Raw genomic sequence first — 18,580 nt, 5'->3', positions numbered from 1 at the left:
GACTTTAGCTACCATAAGCCACTATGATAATATACGGAAAACAGCTATTTTTACATATTTTGAACAAGCGCCCGCAGATCCTAGAAGAGATCTATCTCTCAAAAGAGTGTGATAAAAAACTCTTCTCTAAAATTTGTGGCACTGGCAAGAAGATCATCCGCGTGGATAATCAAAAGGCGCAGTCGATGGCGCATGGCGGCAACCATCAAGGCTTCTTAGCAAGCGTTAGTGAGTTTGAGTTTTCAGACTTTAGTGAGCTAAAAAAGCTAAATTTCATCGCCGTGCTTTATGGCATAAGTGACGTCGGAAACATCGGCGCCATCGCTAGAAGCGCCTATGCTCTAGGCTGCGAAGGACTTGTTATTGTTACAAAAAGTGTAAATATGCAAGGCGTTTTAAGGTCAAGTAGCGGTGCTGCTTACGAGATACCAATAGCGATCTTTGAAGACGGACTTAGCCTGCTAAACGAGCTAAAACAGTGTGGCTTTAAGCTCTACGCGACGGCAAGCAACGGCAAAAATATAAAAGAGATGAAATTTGCTGGCAAAAGGGCTTTGGTGATGGGCTCAGAGGGCGAAGGCATACCGCAAAAAGCTCTAGCAAAGTGCGATGAGTGCGTCGGTATCAAGCTAAAAGACGGCTGGGACTCCCTAAATGTAAGTGCAGCTTTTGCGATAATTTGTGATAGGATGATAGATGAATGAATTAGAAAATTTAAAAGAGATAGGCATAAAAGAAATTTCGCGTAAAACGCACATTGAACCGACATTTTTACAATACATTTTTGACAAAAATTTTGAAAAATTATCACGCTTGAACATCAGAGGCTACGCCAAAATTTTACAGCGTGAGTATGGCGTCGATCTTAGCGAACTTCTCGCCGAATACGACGCATTTATGCAAGAAAACACCCCTGATGAGAGCAATAAAACCGTAGTTAGCCCAAAGATCGCCTCATACACGCCTGATGATATAACAAACCAAAGGCAAGGCGGCGGATCTGGCTTTTTCTTTTGGATCGTCATCCTAGCTATCATCGGCGGCGGTGCTTACTATTTTGACGCGTACAAATACGTCCAAAATTTCATCGCGACCTTAAACGAAGACAACACAAGCGTGAGCTACTCGCAGTCAAGCATCGTAAATGAAGTGAAGAAAAACATCATCGACACAAACGTGACGATCACACAAAATGCTCCAAAGATAGAGGCAAACTCATCAAATGTGAAAATTTCAGCTCCTGCTGAGCAAAACGTGACTGTAAGTTCTGCTAGCGTTGATCAAAATACTGTAAAACCTAGCATGGCAGCCCAGCCAGCTCCAAAAGTAGAGCAAAACGTGACAAAGCCGCTAAACGAGGCGGTTATCACACCAAAACAACGCGTTTGGATAGGCATCATCAACCTTGAAAATGGCCAAAAAACATCAAGCGATACAAGCAAAAGTGTCAATATAAATTTAGACCAAAGACAGCTAGTCGTTTGCGGAAATGGCAACATCGAGCTTAAGATCGGCGATAAAGTGACAAAGTATAACCCAAGCCGTCCAGCTAGATTTTTAGTAGAAAATGGCGATATGAAATTTTTAACTTATGACGAGTTTGTCGAGATGAATAAGGGTAAATCTTGGTAAAAAAACTGGCCATATTTCTTCTTTTTAGCGTTTTTTCATACGCTTTTGATCTAAATAGCAGTGCAAATGCACTAAGCAGTGGAAAAGATCTGCAAATTTCTTTAGAAAATTTAGACACTAACGGCTCGCTAAACGTCGGCGAGCTGGTCTCAAGGCTAAAGCAAAGCTCGAACTACGATGCTCTCTCTTTTAGCTCAAATAGCTTAAATTTAAAATTTATAAGCACACAAAAAGTCCCCACAGCTCTATTTGTAAAATCGATAAATTTAGCTCTTGAAGATGCAAATATAAGCGTGGCAAGGGTAAATTCTCTAAAAAATGGCAGTGAAATTTCTTATGGGATTTTAGCCCTAAAAAGTGATGGCATAGATCCAAATTTACTAAATTTCACGCTTAGTAAAAGCGGCTTTAAGATCATGGGATTTGATAGGCTTGATGGAAATTTAGCGCTTTATTTGGACGCTAAAAATATGAGCCTTAATGCGTCAAAAGTAAATTTTAATGAAGAGACCCCGCTTGTCAAAAGTGGTGGTGTCTATATCGTCGACGTGGCAGGCGCAAGTAGCCTAAATATCATCTCAAACGAGCCAAACAAATGGGTGCCACTTGTTAGAATTTATGATAAAAATTTAAACCAAATCGATCTAAAAAGAGAAAACGAGATAAAAACTAACTACACCATAAATTTAGCTAAAGACGCAAAATATGCGTTAATTAGCGACAATAACGACATAACTAATATTAAAAACGAGATAATTATCAAGCTTGTAAAATAGGAGCAAACAGTGTTTGATGAGATAAGATTTAATACAATTGAGCGTTTGCCAAACTACGTTTTTGCCGAAGTAAATGCGATCAAAATGGCAGCACGTAGAGCTGGCGAGGACATCATCGACTTTTCTATGGGCAACCCAGAGGGCAGAACACCGCAACATATCGTCGATAAACTATGCGAAAGCGCGCAAAAAGACAAGACTCACGGCTACTCAGCCAGCGCTGGAATTTACAAGCTCCGCCTTGCCATTTGCAACTGGTATAAGCGCAAATACGGCGTAAATTTAGACCCAGAAACTGAAGCAGTTGCCACCATGGGTAGCAAAGAGGGCTTTGTGCATCTTGCTCAAGCCATAATAAACCCAGGCGACGTGGCTATCGTGCCTGACCCTGCATATCCGATACACACGCAAGCGTTTTTATTTGCTGGCGGAAGTGTCGCAAAGATGCCACTTCACTACAACGATAAATTTGAGCTAGATGAGAATAAATTTTTTGAAAATTTGATCCAGACGATACATGCAAGCTCACCAAAACCAAAATATGTAGTCGTAAATTTCCCTCACAATCCAACGACCGTGACCGTGCAAAAAAGCTTTTACGAGCGCCTTGTAAGCGTTGCAAAGCAAGAGAGATTTTACATCATCTCAGATATCGCCTACGCAGATCTTACATTTGATGGCTACAAAACGCCAAGCATTTTTGAAGTTGAAGGCGCAAAAGACGTCGCAGTCGAGTGCTACACTCTTTCAAAAAGCTACAATATGGCAGGCTGGAGAGTTGGCTTTATGTGCGGAAACAAAAGGCTTTGCGCCGCACTTAAAAAGATAAAATCATGGGTTGATTACGGCATGTTTACGCCGATACAAGTATCAGCCACAGTCGCGCTTGATGGCGATCAAAGCTGCGTTGAAGAGATACGCCAAATTTATGAAAAAAGAAGAGATGTGATGGTAGAGGCCTTCACTCAGGCTGGTTGGGAGCTTAAAAAGCCAAGCTCTAGCATGTTTATCTGGGCGAAACTTCCACCAAAGGTTAGCCACTTAGGCAGTCTTGAGTTTTCAAAGCAGCTTCTTACAAAGGCATCAGTCGCCGTTAGCCCAGGCATTGGTTTTGGCGAGGGCGGAAACGACTATGTGCGCTTAGCTCTTATCGAAAACGAAAACAGGATAAGACAAGCAGCAAGAAATATAAAAAAATATTTGAAAGAATTTGAATGAATGTAGCGATATTAGGCGTTGGAACCGTTGGCGAGGCAGTTGCAAAAATTTTACTAAAAAACAAAAAGCTAATTGCAGCAAGATGTGGCGAGGAGATAGTGCCAGTCATCGGTGTGGTTAGAAATTTAAATAAAAAAAGAGACGCTGGCATCCCTTTGACTGATGATATAAATAGCGTCATAAACCGCGATGATATCGACGTTTTTGTCGAGCTTATGGGCGGCGTTGAAGAGCCTTTTAAAGTGGTGAGTGAAATTTTAAAGCATAAAAAAGCGGTCGTCACTGCAAACAAAGCGCTTCTTGCCTATCACAGATATGCTTTGCAAAATTTAGCCAAAAACACGCCATTTGGCTTTGAAGCAAGCGTGGCTGGTGGCATACCGATCATTAGAGCCTTAAGAGAGGGGCTTAGCGCCAACCACATCTTAAGCATAAATGGCATACTAAATGGCACAAGCAACTACATCCTAAGCTCGATGATGAATGAGGGATCAAATTTTAAAGACGCGCTTAAAAAGGCACAGGAGCTTGGATATGCTGAGGCTGATCCAACTTTTGACGTGGGTGGCTTTGACACGGCTCACAAGCTTCTCATACTTGCTAGCATCGCATACGGCGTGCACGGCGATCCAGAAGATATCTTGATAGAAGGGATTCAAGGCATCACTCCAGAAGACATATTTTTCGCAAAAGATTTTGAATACTCTATCAAGCTTCTAGCCATCGCCAAAAAAAGCGAGGGCGAGGTCGAGCTACGCGTACATCCAGCACTTGTACCACAAAATAAAATGATAGCAAAAGCAAGTGGCGTGACAAATGCGATCAGCGTTGTTGGAGAGGTCGTTGGCGAGACGATGTACTATGGCCCAGGAGCTGGCGGCGACGCAACAGCAAGTGCGGTCATCAGCGATCTTATCGACATCGCAAGAGATAGCAAGTCGCCTATGCTTGGATACAAAGCGCCATTTGAGCTAAACACCTTAGAGCTGCTTGATCGCGACAGGATAAAGACGAAATACTACTTTAGGCTAAAAGTCGAAGATAAGATGGGCGTGCTAGCAAAGATAACAAATTTGATGAGTGAAAACAACCTCTCGATAGATAGCTTGCTACAAAAACCAAAAGATGAGAGCGAGTATGCCGTGCTATTTTTCACGACGCACACGAGCTTAGAGGCTGATGCGAAGCGAACGATAGAGCTTTTAAAAGAGCAAGAGTATATAAAAGAAGAGCCATTTATGATGAGGATCGAGGAGTAGCTTGGGACTAAAAGAGTATCTCTTTGGCAAGAGCTCGGAAGACAGAGCTTGCGAATTTTTGCGTAAGCTTGATTTTGTCATTTTAGAGAGAAATTTTCACTCTAAATTTGGCGAGATCGACATCATCGCTCTTAGTAGCGATAAAATTTTGCACTTCATAGAGGTAAAAGCAACTAGCGGAGAATACGAGGCTCAGTACCGCCTAAACAAGGCAAAATATATGAAAATTTTAAAAACTATAAATTTTTATATGATGAAAAATGAGCCAAACAGGGACTTTCAGCTTGATCTGCTTGTTGTAAAAAATGAAGATTTTGAGTTGATAGAAAATATTAGTTTATAATAAAATTTATTATTTATCTAAAATTTAAATTTGATTTTGTATAATTGCTACATCTTGAAAATAAGGAGAACAAATGGGAAAATACATCGAACTCACAAAAGAAAATTTTGATGTAACAAAAGAAGGCGTTGCTCTAGTAGATTTCTGGGCTCCATGGTGCGGACCTTGCCGTATGCTAGCTCCAGTGATCGAAGAGCTTGCTGAAGACTTCGAGGGCAAAGCGAAAATTTGCAAGGTAAATACTGATGAAGTGCAAGATCTTGCAGTTGAGTTTGGCATCAGATCGATCCCAACATTGCTATTTTTCAAAAATGGCGAGCTAGTTGAGCAAATGGTCGGTGCGCAGTCAAAACAAGCCCTAACTGACAAACTAAATTCGCTTCTTTAATGAGCGAAAAAAGAAGAGGAAGTCTGCTTCCTCTTACCTATATATTTGGTTCATTTTTTGGTGCAGCTATGATAGCGGCTGCATTTGCGTATAGCAACTATCGTTTTTCACAATATAAATTTGTTGATTTTGCGAAGCTAGTTTTTTACGAAAAAAGCGAAATTTTCACTCCAAAAGAGCCAAAATACACGCTTTTAATCTTCAGTTCAAATCAATCAAAATTAGACGAAATTTTACCAACCAAAAATGAAACAGTTGTGGCGATCGATATCTTTCAAAAAAGATATGAGTCAAACTCAACACTAAAATACATAAGCTCTGATGTAAATACAGTCTTAGAGCTGATGCGAAATTTAAGCATCACAAAGCTTCCTAGCAGTGTTGAGATAGTTCATCAAAGGGGCGAAATTTACAAACAAAATTCGTCCATAAATGTTTTAGAATAAAGGAAATTTATGCTTGATTTAGCGATCATCGGAGGCGGCCCAGCAGGACTAAGCGCCGGACTTTACGCCACTAGAGGCGGATTAAAAAATGTTGTAATGTTTGAAAAAGGCGAGCCTGGCGGTCAGATCACCTCGAGCTCAGAGATAGAAAACTACCCAGGTCAAAAAGCCCCTGGCGAGAGCGGTTTTGACTTCATGAGCACTTGGTGGAAGCAGTGCAGTACATTTGGACTAGTTCATAAGTGGGCAAACGTTGTTGGCGTTAGAAAAAATAACGACGGCAGCTTTGAAATTTTGCTTGAAGGTGGCAAGAGCGAGCAGGCAAAAGCTGTCATCGTAGCGACTGGCTCAACCCCAAGACGTGCTGGCTTTAAAGGCGAGGACGAGTTCTTTGGCAAAGGCGTTAGCACATGCGCAACTTGCGATGGCTTTTTTTACAAAAACAAAGAGGTAGCCGTACTTGGTGGTGGCGACACAGCTGTTGAAGAGGCACTTTACCTAGCAAATATCTGCTCAAAAGTTTATCTAGTGCATAGACGTGACGAATTTAGAGCGGCGCCAACAACCGTTGAAAAAGCTAGAAAAAATGAGAAAATCGAGTTTATAACAAGTGCAACTGTAAAAGAGGCGCTTGGCGATAAAATGGGTCTAACAAAGATCGTGCTTGATACCAAAAATGGCGAGCGAGTGCTTGATGTGCCGGGCATTTTCACCTTCGTCGGACTAAATGTAAATAACGAAATTTTAAAAGATGAAAACGGCAAATTTATCTGCGAAATGGCTGATGGCGGACAGGTAAAGACTAACCTTAAGATGCAAACTAGCCTAAAAGGGCTCTTTGTAGCAGGTGACATCAGAGAGGACGCTCCAAAACAAGTGGTCGTAGCAGCAGGTGATGGCGCTGTGGCTGCACTTAGCGCTATGAGCTACATAGAAAGCTTACATTAATACTCAAATTTAGCCAAATTTTTTGGCTAAATTTCTCTTTTAAAATAAACCATTTTTAGCAAAATTTATTTTTAAAAATGATTGATTTTAGACTTATCAGAACTTTTTTCAAAAATTGCATTAATAAAACAACTCTAAGATATAGTGTAATAGCTTTTTTGCACAAAATAGGCAAAAGTGGGCGCGTCTAATACTTATCACAATGATAATTTTTAATTAAATTTTTGCCTCAAATAGCTATTTTCAAAAGCCATTTCGTAATCTCTCTATAATAAATTTTATGTTAAATTTCAACCAAAATTCAAAGGATAAATTTTGGTAAAAATAGGACTTTACGGCGCTAGCGGCAAGATGGCTCAAAGTATCATATCTTGTTTAAAAGATGAGAAAAATGCCATTTTAAGCGTCGCTTTTAGCCAAAAAAATGAGGTTGAAAATTTAAGTAGCGAGCTTTTGACAAATGACTTTGCTAAATTTTTTGAAGCTTGCGACGTCATCATCGACTTTAGCCAAAAAGAGGCGACCGTAGCACTACTAAACTACGCTAGAACCAACCCAAAACCACTAGTCATCGGCACGACTGGACTAAATGACGATGAGAAAAACTTGCTACACCTAGCATCAGGCACTATGCCGATACTCTACGCAACAAACATGAGTCTAGGCATAGCAGTGTTAAACCGCATAGCAAGGATAGCCTCGAAAGTTTTAAGAGAATTCGATATAGAGATCGTCGAGCAGCACCACAGACACAAAAAGGACGCTCCAAGTGGCACTGCGATGACCTTGGCTGGTTGCGTGGCAGAGGCAAGGGATCTAAATTTAAAAGATGTTTTAGTAACAGGCAGAGCTGGCATGGTGGGCGCAAGAAGTAAAGACGAGATCGCAGTTATGGCGCTTCGTGGCGGTGACGTGGTTGGTCGTCACACGGTTGGCTTTTACAATGATGGCGAATTTATCGAGCTAAACCACACCGCAACGAGCAGAGTGACCTTTTCAAAAGGTGCGATCAAGGCTGCCATCTGGCTAAAAGATCAAAGCAGCGGCCTTTACTCAATAGATGATAGTTTGGGGCTTGATGATTAAATTTAGTCTTGATGACACGCAGAGCTACAAGCTAGAATTTGGCGATAAATTCTACCTGCCAAAGCGCGAAAATCGCCAAAATTTAAGAGCTGGTGAGTTTGATTTAAGATGATAAAATTTAGTTTTAGCGCATGTGGATTGTTATAAATGGTGCAAATAACGGCAAATGTGCTAGCCATTAGACAATAAACACTTATAAAAAGTGCTTAGCGTTGGCTATGAAATTTAACTACAAAGATGAAATTTAAAAAGATGAAAAGAGGATAAAAGATGTGTGCGATAGTAGGTATCATAAATTCTAAAGATGCGGCGAAAACGGCGTATTATGCGTTATTTTCTATGCAACACCGCGGTCAAGAGGCAAGTGGCATCAGCGTCTGTAACGACGGCGAGATTTCTACTCACAAGGGCAACGGCCTAGTCACTGATGTCTTTAACGAAGAGATTTTAAGCTCACTAAAAGGCGACATGGCGATCGGCCACAACCGCTACGCAACAGCTGGCAAAAACTCAGGCCGTGACGCCCAGCCAATAGCCGCCAACTACGCCCTAGGTCAAATCTCAATCGTCCATAACGGAAATTTGGTCAATAAAGACGAAGTTAGAGACGAGCTCATCAAAGATGGCGCGATATTTCAGACAAATATGGACACAGAAAACATCATCCACCTCATCGCAAGAAACCACGACGAACACCTGCAAGATCGCATCATCGCAGCACTTGATAAGATAAAAGGCGCTTACTGCTTGCTCGTGCAGTCACGCCACAAGACCTTTGCTATCAGAGACCGCTGGGGTGTTAGGCCACTAAGCCTTGGTAGGCTAAAAGATGGCGGATACATCGTAGCTAGCGAGACTTGCGCGTTTGACCTTGTGGGAGCAACATTTATAAGAGATGTTAGACCTGGCGAGATGATAGTTTTTGAGCATGGCAAGAGCGAGTTTCAAAGCTTGCAGATTTTCGAGCCAGAGCCTAGAATTTGCGCCTTTGAGTACATCTACTTTGCGCGCCCAGATAGCGTGATAGAGGGCAAAAGCGTCTATGAAGTGAGAAAAAAGATGGGCGAGGTACTAGCTAGAAAGAGCAAGGTAAAGGCTGACTTTGTCGTGCCTGTGCCAGATAGTGGCGTGCCAGCAGCGCTTGGATACGCAAATGAGAGCAAGATCCCATTTGAGCTAGCCATCACCAGAAACCACTATGTTGGCAGGACATTTATCGAGCCAAGCCAAGAGATGAGAAATTTAAAGGTCAAGCTAAAACTTAATCCGATGTCAAGCGTGCTAGAGGGTAAAAGTATCGTCGTGATCGACGATAGCATCGTTCGTGGCACCACTTCTAAAAAAGTGGTCGATCTCTTAAGACACGCAGGGGCAAAAGAAATTCACTTCAGAGTTGCGTGCCCTGAGCTCAAGTATCCTGAGCGATATGGCATCGACACACCAAGCTTTGAAGAGCTAATAAGCGCCAAAAAAAGCGTCGAAGAGGTCAGAGAGTACATCGGAGCTGACAGCTTGGAGTTTTTGAGCATCGATGAGCTTAAAGAGAGCATCGGCAACGAGAGAAAATACTCGCTTGTAAGCTTTGATGGTGATTACTTCATAAAATGAGAAATTTAGTAGTTTTGCTGCTTGGGGTGCTCTTTTTTGCGGGCTGCTCGCAAAAGACGCCTAGCAAAAAGGATGAAATTTCTATCATGGTGAGTTACTTTGAGCTAAACGGCGAAAAGCAGCAGCTACTCATAAAAAGCGTGCCAAATTTGGCTGACAAAAATGCCAGCGTGCCATTTTTTGGTATGGTAAATTTTCTTGATCAAAACAAAACTACAAGTGCTTATTCTCTAGTAAGTGGCGTTATAAACGTCATCGAAGCAGATAGTGCCTCTATAAATTTAAACAAAGCTAGTGATGTTTTAACTCTTAAAAAATCTAGCGAGATAAGGTTTTACGAGATAAGGCCTGATGTGGTTGAGAGTGTTAAATTTAGATCACCAAATGGCGTTTGCGGTGAGTTTTTGGCTCAAAAGCCAGTATTTGTAAATGCGGCCACCAACTACTACTTAAGAGATGATAGCTTTTTTGCAAGCTTGATTGAGGCGAAATTTGTTTATAAAAAGGGCGCGAAGATCCTAAAAGAGGAGTTTGTTTATAGCATATCTGAGCCTAAAATCCTAGAAGAGGCTAAAGAATTTACACAAAAACCAAACCAGCTTTTCTTAAACGATATGCAAAAGCTTGGCAGACTGCTTGACATACTCTGCACTTTTTAGCAGGCATTTACACGCTAAATTTATACTTTTTCATGGGCCTGCACCCTTTTAAAATTTATTTTAAGTACGGGGGGGGGTAGAATGCCTTTTTAAATCAAAAAGGAGATATCAAGATGAAAAAGCAAATTTTAGCTTCAGTCTTAGCCAGCGTGTTGGCCACAAGTAGCGTATATGCTTGGGGCTTTGGAGGAAGTAGAGAAAAGCCTAACTATGATTATAGTGCTGATAAAAAGCTTATAGAAACCAATACACAAAAAATTGGCACTGAAAAAAGCAAAATATTGGTGCTTAGATCAAGGTAACGACCTAGGTTGTTTAGCATTAGAAAAATTAGAAGCTTTAAAGGGTAAAGATCTTAAAAAGGTTATAAATTATTATGAAAAAACTATTCCTGAGTATTGTTATGATAAAAAATTTGCTCCAGCATGCAATATACCAGCTCATGACTTAATTGAAAAAAAGGTAGTTTATTTTGCAAAAAAAGTGGTGATTATGCAAAAGTAGAAGCCATCGAGTCTGACTATGCAAAAGCACTTTCTGAGTCAAAAGCAGATGTAAAAATGCTTGAATATGGCTGCAATGAACTAAAAAGTGCCTATATATGTAGAGATCTGCGTGATATGTATAAAAATTTAGGCGACAGAGAAAAGACTAAAGAATATAACGATAAAATGAAAAATGGCGATGAAAAATGGAATTCTGTTCTTTACGATTATCAACACATGAGATATATTTATAAAGATGCTTCTGCATGGTGGCTTTTGCTAGATTAAGCTGCTTAAATATGCAGGATAAATTCCTGCATATTTTTTCAAAAAATATCTATTTTTAAATTGGAATTTTCACTTTAGCTGACTTATAAATTTCTCCATTTTCAAGTCAGCTATTTTAAATTTAAAGCTAAATTTAGCCCCCCCCTGCTCTTTTAAATTTAGCGCTCGCCTCAAAAAGCCAGACGCCAAATTTATCCTAAAGCATCTCTATAAATGCCTCCAGCCTTGTCTTGATCTGCCCAGCGTCGCTTGTAGAAAAGTCCGTCTCAAGCGCCATATAAGGCGTATCTACGTCGTTACACGCTCTTTTTATATTAGCAGTTTCTACGTTGTAGGTGTGACAGGCTTGCAGCACAACGTCGATCACGCCGTCCGCCTTATACTCTTTTATCATCTCTTGTAGCACATTTTCTCTCTCTTTATTTGGCGACATGATCGAGCAAGGTATCGCCATGTAGCGCTTTGCGATGGCATTTATAGGATCGTCATTTTCATCGACTAGGTTGTTAAAATTTTTAGTCCCAGTGCAGTTTTCGTAAGCTACCACGACGCCGCCTGCCTCTTCTATGGCTGGCACGATCTTGTCATAGACCCCGCCACTTGGACAGCCTGTGATGATGATGCGTTTGGCGTCCTTATGCACGGGTGAAATTTTGTCCCTCACGCACTCTTTTAGCTTATTTACGATGATTTCAAGGTCGCTTATCTGCTCCTTTTTATCAAATATAAAGCCATTTCCATATAGCAGTGCGTGCAACTCTTTGCCATTCATCGGTGGTGGCGTTAGCTTCATGAAATTTTGAATTTCCCCCATCAGCTCGCGCTCTTTGTTAAATAGCCTGATAGAGTTTTTTAGCTCCTCATCGCTCACTTTCACGTCAAATTTAGCCTCCAGCCGCTCCTTTAACTCCCTAACCTCATCTTGCCAAAGCTCCAGGCTCTTTTGGCTCTTGAAATGTGGCAAGTGCATGACGTGGACGTCTTTAAACTCGCCCATCAGCTCATACATCTTTTTCTTGCCGTCGCAGGTAGTCTCGCCGATAACGATATCAGAGTTTCGCACAAATGGGCACTTGTTTGCCTTAGCAAAGCCATAGCTTGCCTTTATGAGCGGGCAGAGGTTTTTAGGCAGGTACTTTTCGCCCTCAACAACGGCGTTATCGCCAGTAGCGCAGACGCTCACGCTGTGGGCATTTGCTGCGTGGATGATCTCTCTTGGCGTGTAGGTGCAAAATATCGCTGCAATCTTTTGACCGCTATTTTTGACCGCTTCGACATTTTGGGCTAAATTTTTCTTAGCGCTGTCATAGGTAGCGAAAATTTCGCTTAAATTCATACTCTCATTTATTGCCATCTTCTCTCCTTAAATTTCTTATCCCTGCAAGGCCAGCGCCGATCGCACCGCAGTAGATCGCATCTTTGTGCGTGGTGACGCTAGCTTGCAAGCACGCTTCTAAATTTTCTCTCACATACTCGCTCTTACTAAAGCCACCGCTTAGAAAATAGCTCGTATTTGCCTGTTTTTTGACCAAATTTGAAATTTTATTTATAGCTGAGACGATCACCGCTTTTGCGATATTTTCTCGTGAGACGTTTTGAGCGATGAGGCTTATGATCTCAGACTCCGCAAAGACCGTGCACATCGAGCTTATGGCGATATCTTTGTCGCTATTTTTAGCAAGGCGTGTAAGCTCATCAAACCTAACCCCAAGGCGGTTTGACATCACTTCAAGAAATTTACCAGTACCGGCTGAGCATTTATCATTCATCGTAAAGTCAGTCACCGAGCCATTTTCAAGCTTGATAGCCTTCGTATCTTGACCGCCCACGTCTATAACGGTGCAGTCGCTTTTGCAAAAGTAGTGCGCCCCAAGCGCGTGACAGGTGATCTCTGTAAGGGTTTTATTGGCGTATGGCACCGAGACTCTGCCATATCCAGTCGCTGTAAAATAAAGCTCACCAAGGCCTAAAGCTAAAACTCGCTCTTTTATAAGCATAGCCGTATCTGCGCTGCTCCAGCCAGTCGGGAGTAAAAATAGCTCCTTTATCTCGCCACTACTTGCCTCTATGACGGCAACCTTTGCAGAAGTTGAGCCTATATCGATTCCGATTGAGTGCATTTTGTATCCAAAAAAGGTCTTTCTAAAACTTAGAACTGGCGTGATTTTACTCCCTTTAAGACAAATTTGTCAATAAATAAGACCCAAAATTTATAGCCTTTTCACCTTTTAAAATTTATAATTTACCCACACTTTACAAAGGGGATGAAATTTGAAAAATTTGACAAACGAGCAGAGATTTTTCTCAAATGCCGACCTTACAAGGCTATTTTTCCCTATCGCCGTAGAGCAGTTTTTAGAGTATAGCCTAGGGCTTGCTAACTCGCTAATGGCAGCAAGTGTTAGCGAAAGTGCGGTGAGTGCGGTAAGCCTTGTGGAGTTTGTCATGGCGCTATTTATTAGCATTTTTACCGCTATCGCCACTGGTGGCTCGGTGGTCGCTAGCCAGTATCTAGGTGGCAAACAAAGCGGCAACGCCAGAAATACCGCCGATCAGCTAGTTTGGTTTAGCCTAATTTTTGCAATATTTATAGCCCTTGCCATCATCATTTTAAAAGATCTCATCTTAGATAAAGTCTTTGGCGATATCGGCGAACAAGTGAGGCGCGATGCTAGCCACTATCTCGTTTTCTCAGCCATTTCAGCGCCATTTTTAGCCGTCTATGCAGCAGCTGCGGCGATCTTTCGCACGATGTCAAACGCAAAGCTACCTATGTATATCATGGCAGCTGCAAATTTACTAAATGTGCTGCTTACTGCCATTAGCATCTACACATTTCACACAGGGGTGCTTGGCATCGCCATTAGCACGCTCATAGCAAGAGCGATCGCTTGCTTTGTCATCGTCTATCTGCTACTTGATATAAAGCTAAAACTTCACATAAGAAAGAGCCTTATCTATAAATTTGACTACGAGATCATCAAGAAAATTTTAAATATCGGCGTGCCTTATGGCTTTGAAAATTCGATGTTTTACGTGGGTCGCATCATCGTTTTGAGCCTTGTTTCGCTCTTTGGCACGGCAAGCATCGCTGCAAATGCCGTGGGCGGGACGATCGTGATGTTTCAGGTGCTCCCTGGCATGGCGATAGGCACAGGCCTAAGCGTCGTCGTGGCTAGATGTATCGGCGCAAATGACTTTAATCAGGCCAAATTTTACGTAAGAAAATCGATGCTAAGCATCTACATCGTGCAGCTTTTTAGCACGGCTGTCGTGTTACTGCTTCTTGAGCCGCTACTTCGCGTTTATAATCTCTCAAGCGAGGCCATAAATTTAACAAGGCAGATCGTCTGGTATCACGGCATCGCGATGTGCCTTATCTGGCCGCTTGCCTACACCTATCCGACCGTTTTTCGAGCTGCCGGGGACGCAAAATACCCGATGATAGTAAATTTAGCCTGCATGTTTGCCTGCAGGATCGTGCTAGCTTATATCTTTGCACTCACCTTTGATCTTGGCATGATAGGCACTTGGTTTGCAATGTTTGCCGACTGGGCGGTAAAGGCGGTGCTCTTTGTGCGCAGATACGCAAATGGCACGTGGATGAAATTTCGAGCCATTTAAAAAAAAGTAGTAATATACACACGATTTTGTCACAAAGGATAAAGATGAAAAATGTTTTAAAATTTAGTGCAGCTCTAGTGATCGCAGCACTTTTTGCTGGATGTGCAAGCGAGAGCTCAAGAGTGGTCGAAACTCCAAAAGTAGCAAGCTATGGCTCAGTCTATAACGGCAAAAAGGTCTCAGTTTCTATTGGCCGCTTTAATAACCAATCAAACTACAATAGTGGCGTTTTTAGTGATAACGAAGATAGACTTGGCAACCAAGCTCAAAGCATCTTGATCACAAATTTACAGCAAAGCGGTAGATTTTTAGTGCTTGAGAGATCAAATATGTCGGTCCTCAAACAAGAGAGCGAGCTAAGCAAAGAGGCTCAAAATTTAAAAGGCTCAAGATATGTGATAACTGGCGATGTGACTGAGTTTGGCCGCAAGACAACAGGCGATCACCAGCTATTTGGCATACTTGGCAAAGGCAAAAAGCAAACCGCCTACTCAAAGGTAAATTTAAACGTTGTCGATACCAAAACGGCAGAGGTCGTCTACTCAGTTAGCGGTGCTGGCGAATACACCCTTTCAAACAGAGAGATTATCGGCTTTGGCGGCACTGCAGGATACGACTCTACGCTAAATGGCAAGGTTCTAAGCCTAGCGATAGTTGAAGCGGTAAATAACCTAGTAAATGGCATAGAAAGCGGAGCATGGCAAGTAAAATAAAGCTTGCCTGCCTTAGCGCTCTTGCGCTCGTAATCGCAGGGTGCAGCAACGCAAGTGGCCCAAGGTCGCTTTACTACTGGGACGGCACATATAGCAGCTCGCTATATAGCTATCTAAGCGAAGATGGCGACGCAACTGAGCAAATTTCACGCTTAGAAAATTTAGTGCAAAACTCAACCCAAAGGGGCTACAAGGTTGCGCCAGGGCTTTATGCGCACCTTGGACTTTTATACTTAAATAACGGAAATTTAGGTGCTGCAAATGCAAATTTTGACAAAGAGGTGCAAAATTTCCCAGAGTCAAAAGAATTTATAAATTTCATCAAAGGCTCTAAAAATTTAACCCCAAAAAAGCAGAGCAAAAAAGAGGGAGCGAAAGATGAAAAATAGCCTGAAATTTATAGCTGTGACGCTTCTTGCGCTGTTTTTTGCGGGTTGTTCTTTCAAAGAGCCTGAGCCATACGACTACTCAGCCTTTTTACAAAAAAAGCCACGCTCCATCCTAGTACTCATGCCAACAAACGATAGCACCGAAGTAAGCGGCTCAGCAGCGGTTTTGGCTAACTCAGTAGCCCCACTTAGCGAGGCTGGATACTATGTATTTCCAGTGGCTCTTGTAAATGATACATTTAAGCAAAATGGCATAACCGAACCTAGCGAGATCGCAGCCGTGCCACTAAATAAGCTTGATAAAATTTTTCACGCCGATAGCGTGCTTTACATAAACATCAAAGACTATGGCACAAGCTACGTCGTGGTCTCAAGCTCTACAAAGGTAGTGCTTGAAGCAAAGCTAGTCGATATAAAAAGTGGCGCGACACTCTGGCAGGGCGAGGCAGCAGCCGCAGAGGATAGCGGCAGCGGGCAAAACAGCCTGCTTGGCATGCTAGTCTCAGCCGTCATCACGCAGGTGGCAAACACCATCTCAGATAGATCATACGACCTAGCAGTAAGAGCTGATGCCTACCTCTTTTCTAGAAACTGCCACGACTGCATACTTTATGGGCCATATTCGCCTCACTACGGCAAAGACGCCCAGCTACATAAAGATAGATAAATTTAATGCCCAGCCATCAACTTGGAGTGCTTCTTACGCTAGTTGGTGGCGTGCTTTGGGGGTTTAGCGGAGTTTGCGGGCAGTATCTCTTCTCGCAAGGCATAAGCGCTGATTTTTTAGTGCCTTATAGGCTCTTGCTAGCTGGCGCTTTTATCGTGCTCTACTACGCTTTTAAGGCTCCAAAGGCCGTTTTTGCGCCAGTTACTGACGTAAAACTGATGGCTGAGCTTCTCATATACGCTCTGCTTGGGCTCATGATGACGCAGTATGCCTACTTTTACTCGATCGAGCTCTCAAACGCCGCAGTTGCAACCGTCATTCAATACACAGCCCCGGTTCTCATCCTAGCCGTCATCTGCCTAAAAGAAAAGCGAGCACCAAGACCGCTTGAAATTTTAGCCCTACTTTGCGCGATGCTTGGCGTCTTTTTCTTGGCTACTCATGCGCAAATTTCAGCCCTTGTCATCTCGCCAGAAGCGCTATTTTGGTGCTTAGTAAGCGCCGTTTGCGTCTGCGTTTATAACCTAGCTCCCGCAAGGCTAAATGCCAAATACTCAGTCACGCTCACGCTTGGCTGGGGCATGGTGATAGGTGGCGTGGTGCTTTGCCTTTATATGAGAGTGTGGGAGTTTGCGGGGCTTAGTGGCACGGCGCAGTGGCTGGCATTTCTCGCCGTTATCACGCTTGGCACGATATTTGCATTTAGCTTTTATATGACTGGAGTTAAGCTCATAGGCGCCTCAAAGGCCAGCATGATAGCCTGCATAGAGCCACTAAGCGCGGCCTTTTTTGGCTACTTTTGGCTTGGGACGAAGTTCGTCTTTTGGGACTTTTTAGGCTTTGCTCTCATCATATCATGCATATTTTTACTTTCAAAGAAGAGAGATGATATACCTAGCGCAAACTGACACGACAGCTGGCTTTTTAAGCAAAGACTACAAGGAGATAAATCACGTCAAAATGCGAAGTGAGGGCAAACCTTGCCTTATCACGACGGCTAAATTTAGCGTTTTACGTGAGCTAGCAAGAGCGCCAAAAAAGTATAAAAATTTCATCCGCCGCTCGAGAAAAACGACATTTTTATATCCAAATTTAAAGGCGATCAGGGTCGTAAAAGAGTGCGAACATGAGAAATTCTTAAGCAAATTTGACTGGCTTTACTCAAGCAGCGCAAACAAGAATGGTATGAAATTTGACGAAGTTTGGGCTAGAAGCGTGGCTGATGAAGTTGTTGATGAACGATTTTTTGAAGATAGTCCATCAAAAATTTATAAAATTTCAAAATCAAAAATAAAAAAAATCCGTTAGTTAAATTTACGCCCTGCACTTTTTATAAATTTAGATAGTTTTCGTGGTTTGAGGTGATAAATTTGCCAAATTTCACAGCTTGCAAGAGCGATTTTAAAAGCTAGTTTTTTATACAAGATCTAAATTTAATCTACTAATTAGATAAATTTACAAATGTCCAAACTAAATTTAGCCTATATATTACTATGAACCTCGCTTCAGACTACATTTTAAAATTTAAAGTCTGCCAGATGCTTTAGCTAAGCACTGGCTGATGTAAATTTGAGCCAATATCTAAAGTTACCCACTAAGACCAAAAATTTATATCGCTCAAATCCTATCAACTCACATAAATTTACAAATTTAGAGCAAGAAAGGACTAAATTTCACTAAATTTAGCTCATTTGTGCGGATAAAGTAGCTATTCATCGCAACGCCACTACAACCACGCAAGCAAAATTAGTCAAGCCACAAATTTAAAATTTTAGCCACTATCAAAATTTGGATGCAGAGATAGTCAAATAAGTAAATTTAACAGCCCTCAAAACCAAAATTTAACCCTTTTGCAAATTCACTAACCACGGCTAGTTGCTTTTTCACGGGCAAAATAGTCTTTGTAAAACGCAAACTACTCTATAAATTTCTCGTGACGGCATCAGATCAGACAAATTTACTTATCAAGCATAAATTTACAAATTTGAAGCGCTGAACCAAAAAACAAAAATATTCTTTATAAATTTACAGCAGTTAAAACCCAAATTTGA

23 protein-coding genes are annotated in these 18,580 nt (G+C 41.9%); 21 read left to right on the top strand and 2 right to left on the bottom strand.

The features are described 5' to 3' along the window. The first annotated feature begins 23 nt into the window (after positions 1–23). The 15 genes from rlmB to F3G91_RS07345 all read left to right on the top strand — a co-directional run bounded on the left by rlmB (position 24) and on the right by F3G91_RS07345 (position 11,136). On the top strand, positions 24–704 hold the full coding sequence (rlmB, locus tag F3G91_RS07410) for a 23S rRNA (guanosine(2251)-2'-O)-methyltransferase RlmB (protein WP_103567913.1): 681 nt from the start codon (positions 24–26) through the stop codon (positions 702–704). Further along, positions 697–1,632, top strand: coding sequence for a RodZ family helix-turn-helix domain-containing protein (locus F3G91_RS07405; protein ID WP_149701158.1), 936 nt, complete (start codon positions 697–699; stop codon positions 1,630–1,632). The genes rlmB and F3G91_RS07405 overlap by 8 nt, the downstream gene beginning before the upstream one ends. Further along, on the top strand, positions 1,626–2,408 hold the full coding sequence (locus F3G91_RS07400; RefSeq protein WP_149701157.1) for a hypothetical protein: 783 nt from the start codon (positions 1,626–1,628) through the stop codon (positions 2,406–2,408). Before F3G91_RS07405 ends, F3G91_RS07400 begins: the two co-directional genes overlap by 7 nt. A 9-nt stretch (positions 2,409–2,417) precedes the next feature. Continuing rightward, the gene (locus F3G91_RS07395; RefSeq protein WP_149701156.1) at positions 2,418–3,626 is read left to right on the top strand and encodes an LL-diaminopimelate aminotransferase; all 1,209 of its coding nucleotides are present in this window, start codon (positions 2,418–2,420) and stop codon (positions 3,624–3,626) included. Next, a complete protein-coding gene (locus tag F3G91_RS07390; protein ID WP_149701155.1) occupies positions 3,623–4,885 on the top strand; it encodes a homoserine dehydrogenase in 1,263 nt (420 codons plus the stop codon). The genes F3G91_RS07395 and F3G91_RS07390 overlap by 4 nt, the downstream gene beginning before the upstream one ends. Position 4,886: 1 nt before the next feature. After that, complete coding sequence (locus F3G91_RS07385; RefSeq protein WP_149701154.1) at positions 4,887–5,228, top strand: YraN family protein; 342 nt, start codon at positions 4,887–4,889, stop codon at positions 5,226–5,228. A gap of 73 nt (positions 5,229–5,301) precedes the next feature. After that, entirely contained in the window at positions 5,302–5,616 is a 315-nt protein-coding gene (gene trxA / locus F3G91_RS07380; RefSeq protein ID WP_021092602.1) for a thioredoxin, read from the top strand. Next, the gene (locus tag F3G91_RS07375; protein ID WP_103590356.1) at positions 5,616–6,062 is read left to right on the top strand and encodes a hypothetical protein; all 447 of its coding nucleotides are present in this window, start codon (positions 5,616–5,618) and stop codon (positions 6,060–6,062) included. The genes trxA and F3G91_RS07375 overlap by 1 nt, the downstream gene beginning before the upstream one ends. Before the next feature lie 9 nt (positions 6,063–6,071). Next, positions 6,072–7,010, top strand: coding sequence for an NAD(P)/FAD-dependent oxidoreductase (locus F3G91_RS07370; RefSeq protein WP_149701153.1), 939 nt, complete (start codon positions 6,072–6,074; stop codon positions 7,008–7,010). A 315-nt stretch (positions 7,011–7,325) separates the two neighbouring features. Continuing rightward, complete coding sequence (gene dapB / locus F3G91_RS07365) at positions 7,326–8,096, top strand: 4-hydroxy-tetrahydrodipicolinate reductase (RefSeq protein WP_149701152.1); 771 nt, start codon at positions 7,326–7,328, stop codon at positions 8,094–8,096. A 270-nt stretch (positions 8,097–8,366) separates the two neighbouring features. Continuing rightward, positions 8,367–9,704, top strand: coding sequence for an amidophosphoribosyltransferase (gene purF / locus F3G91_RS07360; protein WP_149701151.1), 1,338 nt, complete (start codon positions 8,367–8,369; stop codon positions 9,702–9,704). Beyond that, the gene (locus F3G91_RS07355) at positions 9,701–10,363 is read left to right on the top strand and encodes a DUF8095 domain-containing protein (protein ID WP_149701150.1); all 663 of its coding nucleotides are present in this window, start codon (positions 9,701–9,703) and stop codon (positions 10,361–10,363) included. Before purF ends, F3G91_RS07355 begins: the two co-directional genes overlap by 4 nt. Before the next feature lie 113 nt (positions 10,364–10,476). Continuing rightward, positions 10,477–10,665 carry a hypothetical protein gene (locus F3G91_RS07350; RefSeq protein WP_149701149.1) on the top strand — a complete coding sequence of 63 codons (189 nt, stop codon included), beginning with the start codon at positions 10,477–10,479 and terminating at the stop codon, positions 10,663–10,665. Next, entirely contained in the window at positions 10,622–10,867 is a 246-nt protein-coding gene (locus tag F3G91_RS10270) for a hypothetical protein (protein WP_188116812.1), read from the top strand. The genes F3G91_RS07350 and F3G91_RS10270 overlap by 44 nt, the downstream gene beginning before the upstream one ends. Before the next feature lie 56 nt (positions 10,868–10,923). Beyond that, positions 10,924–11,136 (top strand): hypothetical protein, encoded by a 213-nt coding sequence (locus F3G91_RS07345; RefSeq protein WP_149701148.1) that lies wholly within the window; start codon positions 10,924–10,926, stop codon positions 11,134–11,136. A gap of 196 nt (positions 11,137–11,332) precedes the next feature. On the opposite strand, the gene F3G91_RS07340 is transcribed toward F3G91_RS07345, so the two are convergent. Next, positions 11,333–12,490 carry a double-cubane-cluster-containing anaerobic reductase gene (locus F3G91_RS07340; RefSeq protein WP_149701147.1) on the bottom strand — a complete coding sequence of 386 codons (1,158 nt, stop codon included), beginning with the start codon at positions 12,488–12,490 and terminating at the stop codon, positions 11,333–11,335. Next, the gene (locus F3G91_RS07335; protein ID WP_149701146.1) at positions 12,477–13,256 is read right to left on the bottom strand and encodes an acyl-CoA dehydratase activase; all 780 of its coding nucleotides are present in this window, start codon (positions 13,254–13,256) and stop codon (positions 12,477–12,479) included. The genes F3G91_RS07340 and F3G91_RS07335 overlap by 14 nt, the downstream gene beginning before the upstream one ends. Positions 13,257–13,407: 151 nt before the next feature. Between F3G91_RS07335 and F3G91_RS07330 the strand changes: the two genes are divergently transcribed. From F3G91_RS07330 to F3G91_RS07305, 6 genes are read left to right on the top strand one after another with little or no spacing between them, the layout of a single operon-like run. Further along, positions 13,408–14,760 (top strand): MATE family efflux transporter, encoded by a 1,353-nt coding sequence (locus F3G91_RS07330; RefSeq protein WP_149701145.1) that lies wholly within the window; start codon positions 13,408–13,410, stop codon positions 14,758–14,760. Between the two features lie 44 nt (positions 14,761–14,804). Continuing rightward, positions 14,805–15,473, top strand: a complete 669-nt coding sequence (locus F3G91_RS07325; RefSeq protein WP_149701144.1) for a CsgG/HfaB family protein — start codon at positions 14,805–14,807, stop codon at positions 15,471–15,473. After that, positions 15,458–15,862, top strand: a complete 405-nt coding sequence (locus F3G91_RS07320; protein ID WP_149701143.1) for a DUF4810 domain-containing protein — start codon at positions 15,458–15,460, stop codon at positions 15,860–15,862. The genes F3G91_RS07325 and F3G91_RS07320 overlap by 16 nt, the downstream gene beginning before the upstream one ends. Continuing rightward, complete coding sequence (locus F3G91_RS07315) at positions 15,852–16,529, top strand: DUF799 domain-containing protein (protein ID WP_103645862.1); 678 nt, start codon at positions 15,852–15,854, stop codon at positions 16,527–16,529. Before F3G91_RS07320 ends, F3G91_RS07315 begins: the two co-directional genes overlap by 11 nt. A 5-nt stretch (positions 16,530–16,534) precedes the next feature. Beyond that, positions 16,535–17,437, top strand: coding sequence for a DMT family transporter (locus F3G91_RS07310; RefSeq protein WP_149701142.1), 903 nt, complete (start codon positions 16,535–16,537; stop codon positions 17,435–17,437). Next, on the top strand, positions 17,415–17,837 hold the full coding sequence (locus tag F3G91_RS07305) for a Sua5 YciO YrdC YwlC family protein (RefSeq protein ID WP_149701141.1): 423 nt from the start codon (positions 17,415–17,417) through the stop codon (positions 17,835–17,837). Before F3G91_RS07310 ends, F3G91_RS07305 begins: the two co-directional genes overlap by 23 nt. Positions 17,838–18,580 lie beyond the last annotated feature (743 nt).

It is taken from the genome of Campylobacter concisus, from assembly GCF_902460715.1.
Lineage (GTDB): Bacteria > Campylobacterota > Campylobacteria > Campylobacterales > Campylobacteraceae > Campylobacter_A > Campylobacter_A concisus_AK.
This window is presented reverse-complemented; position numbering and strand designations above follow the sequence as displayed.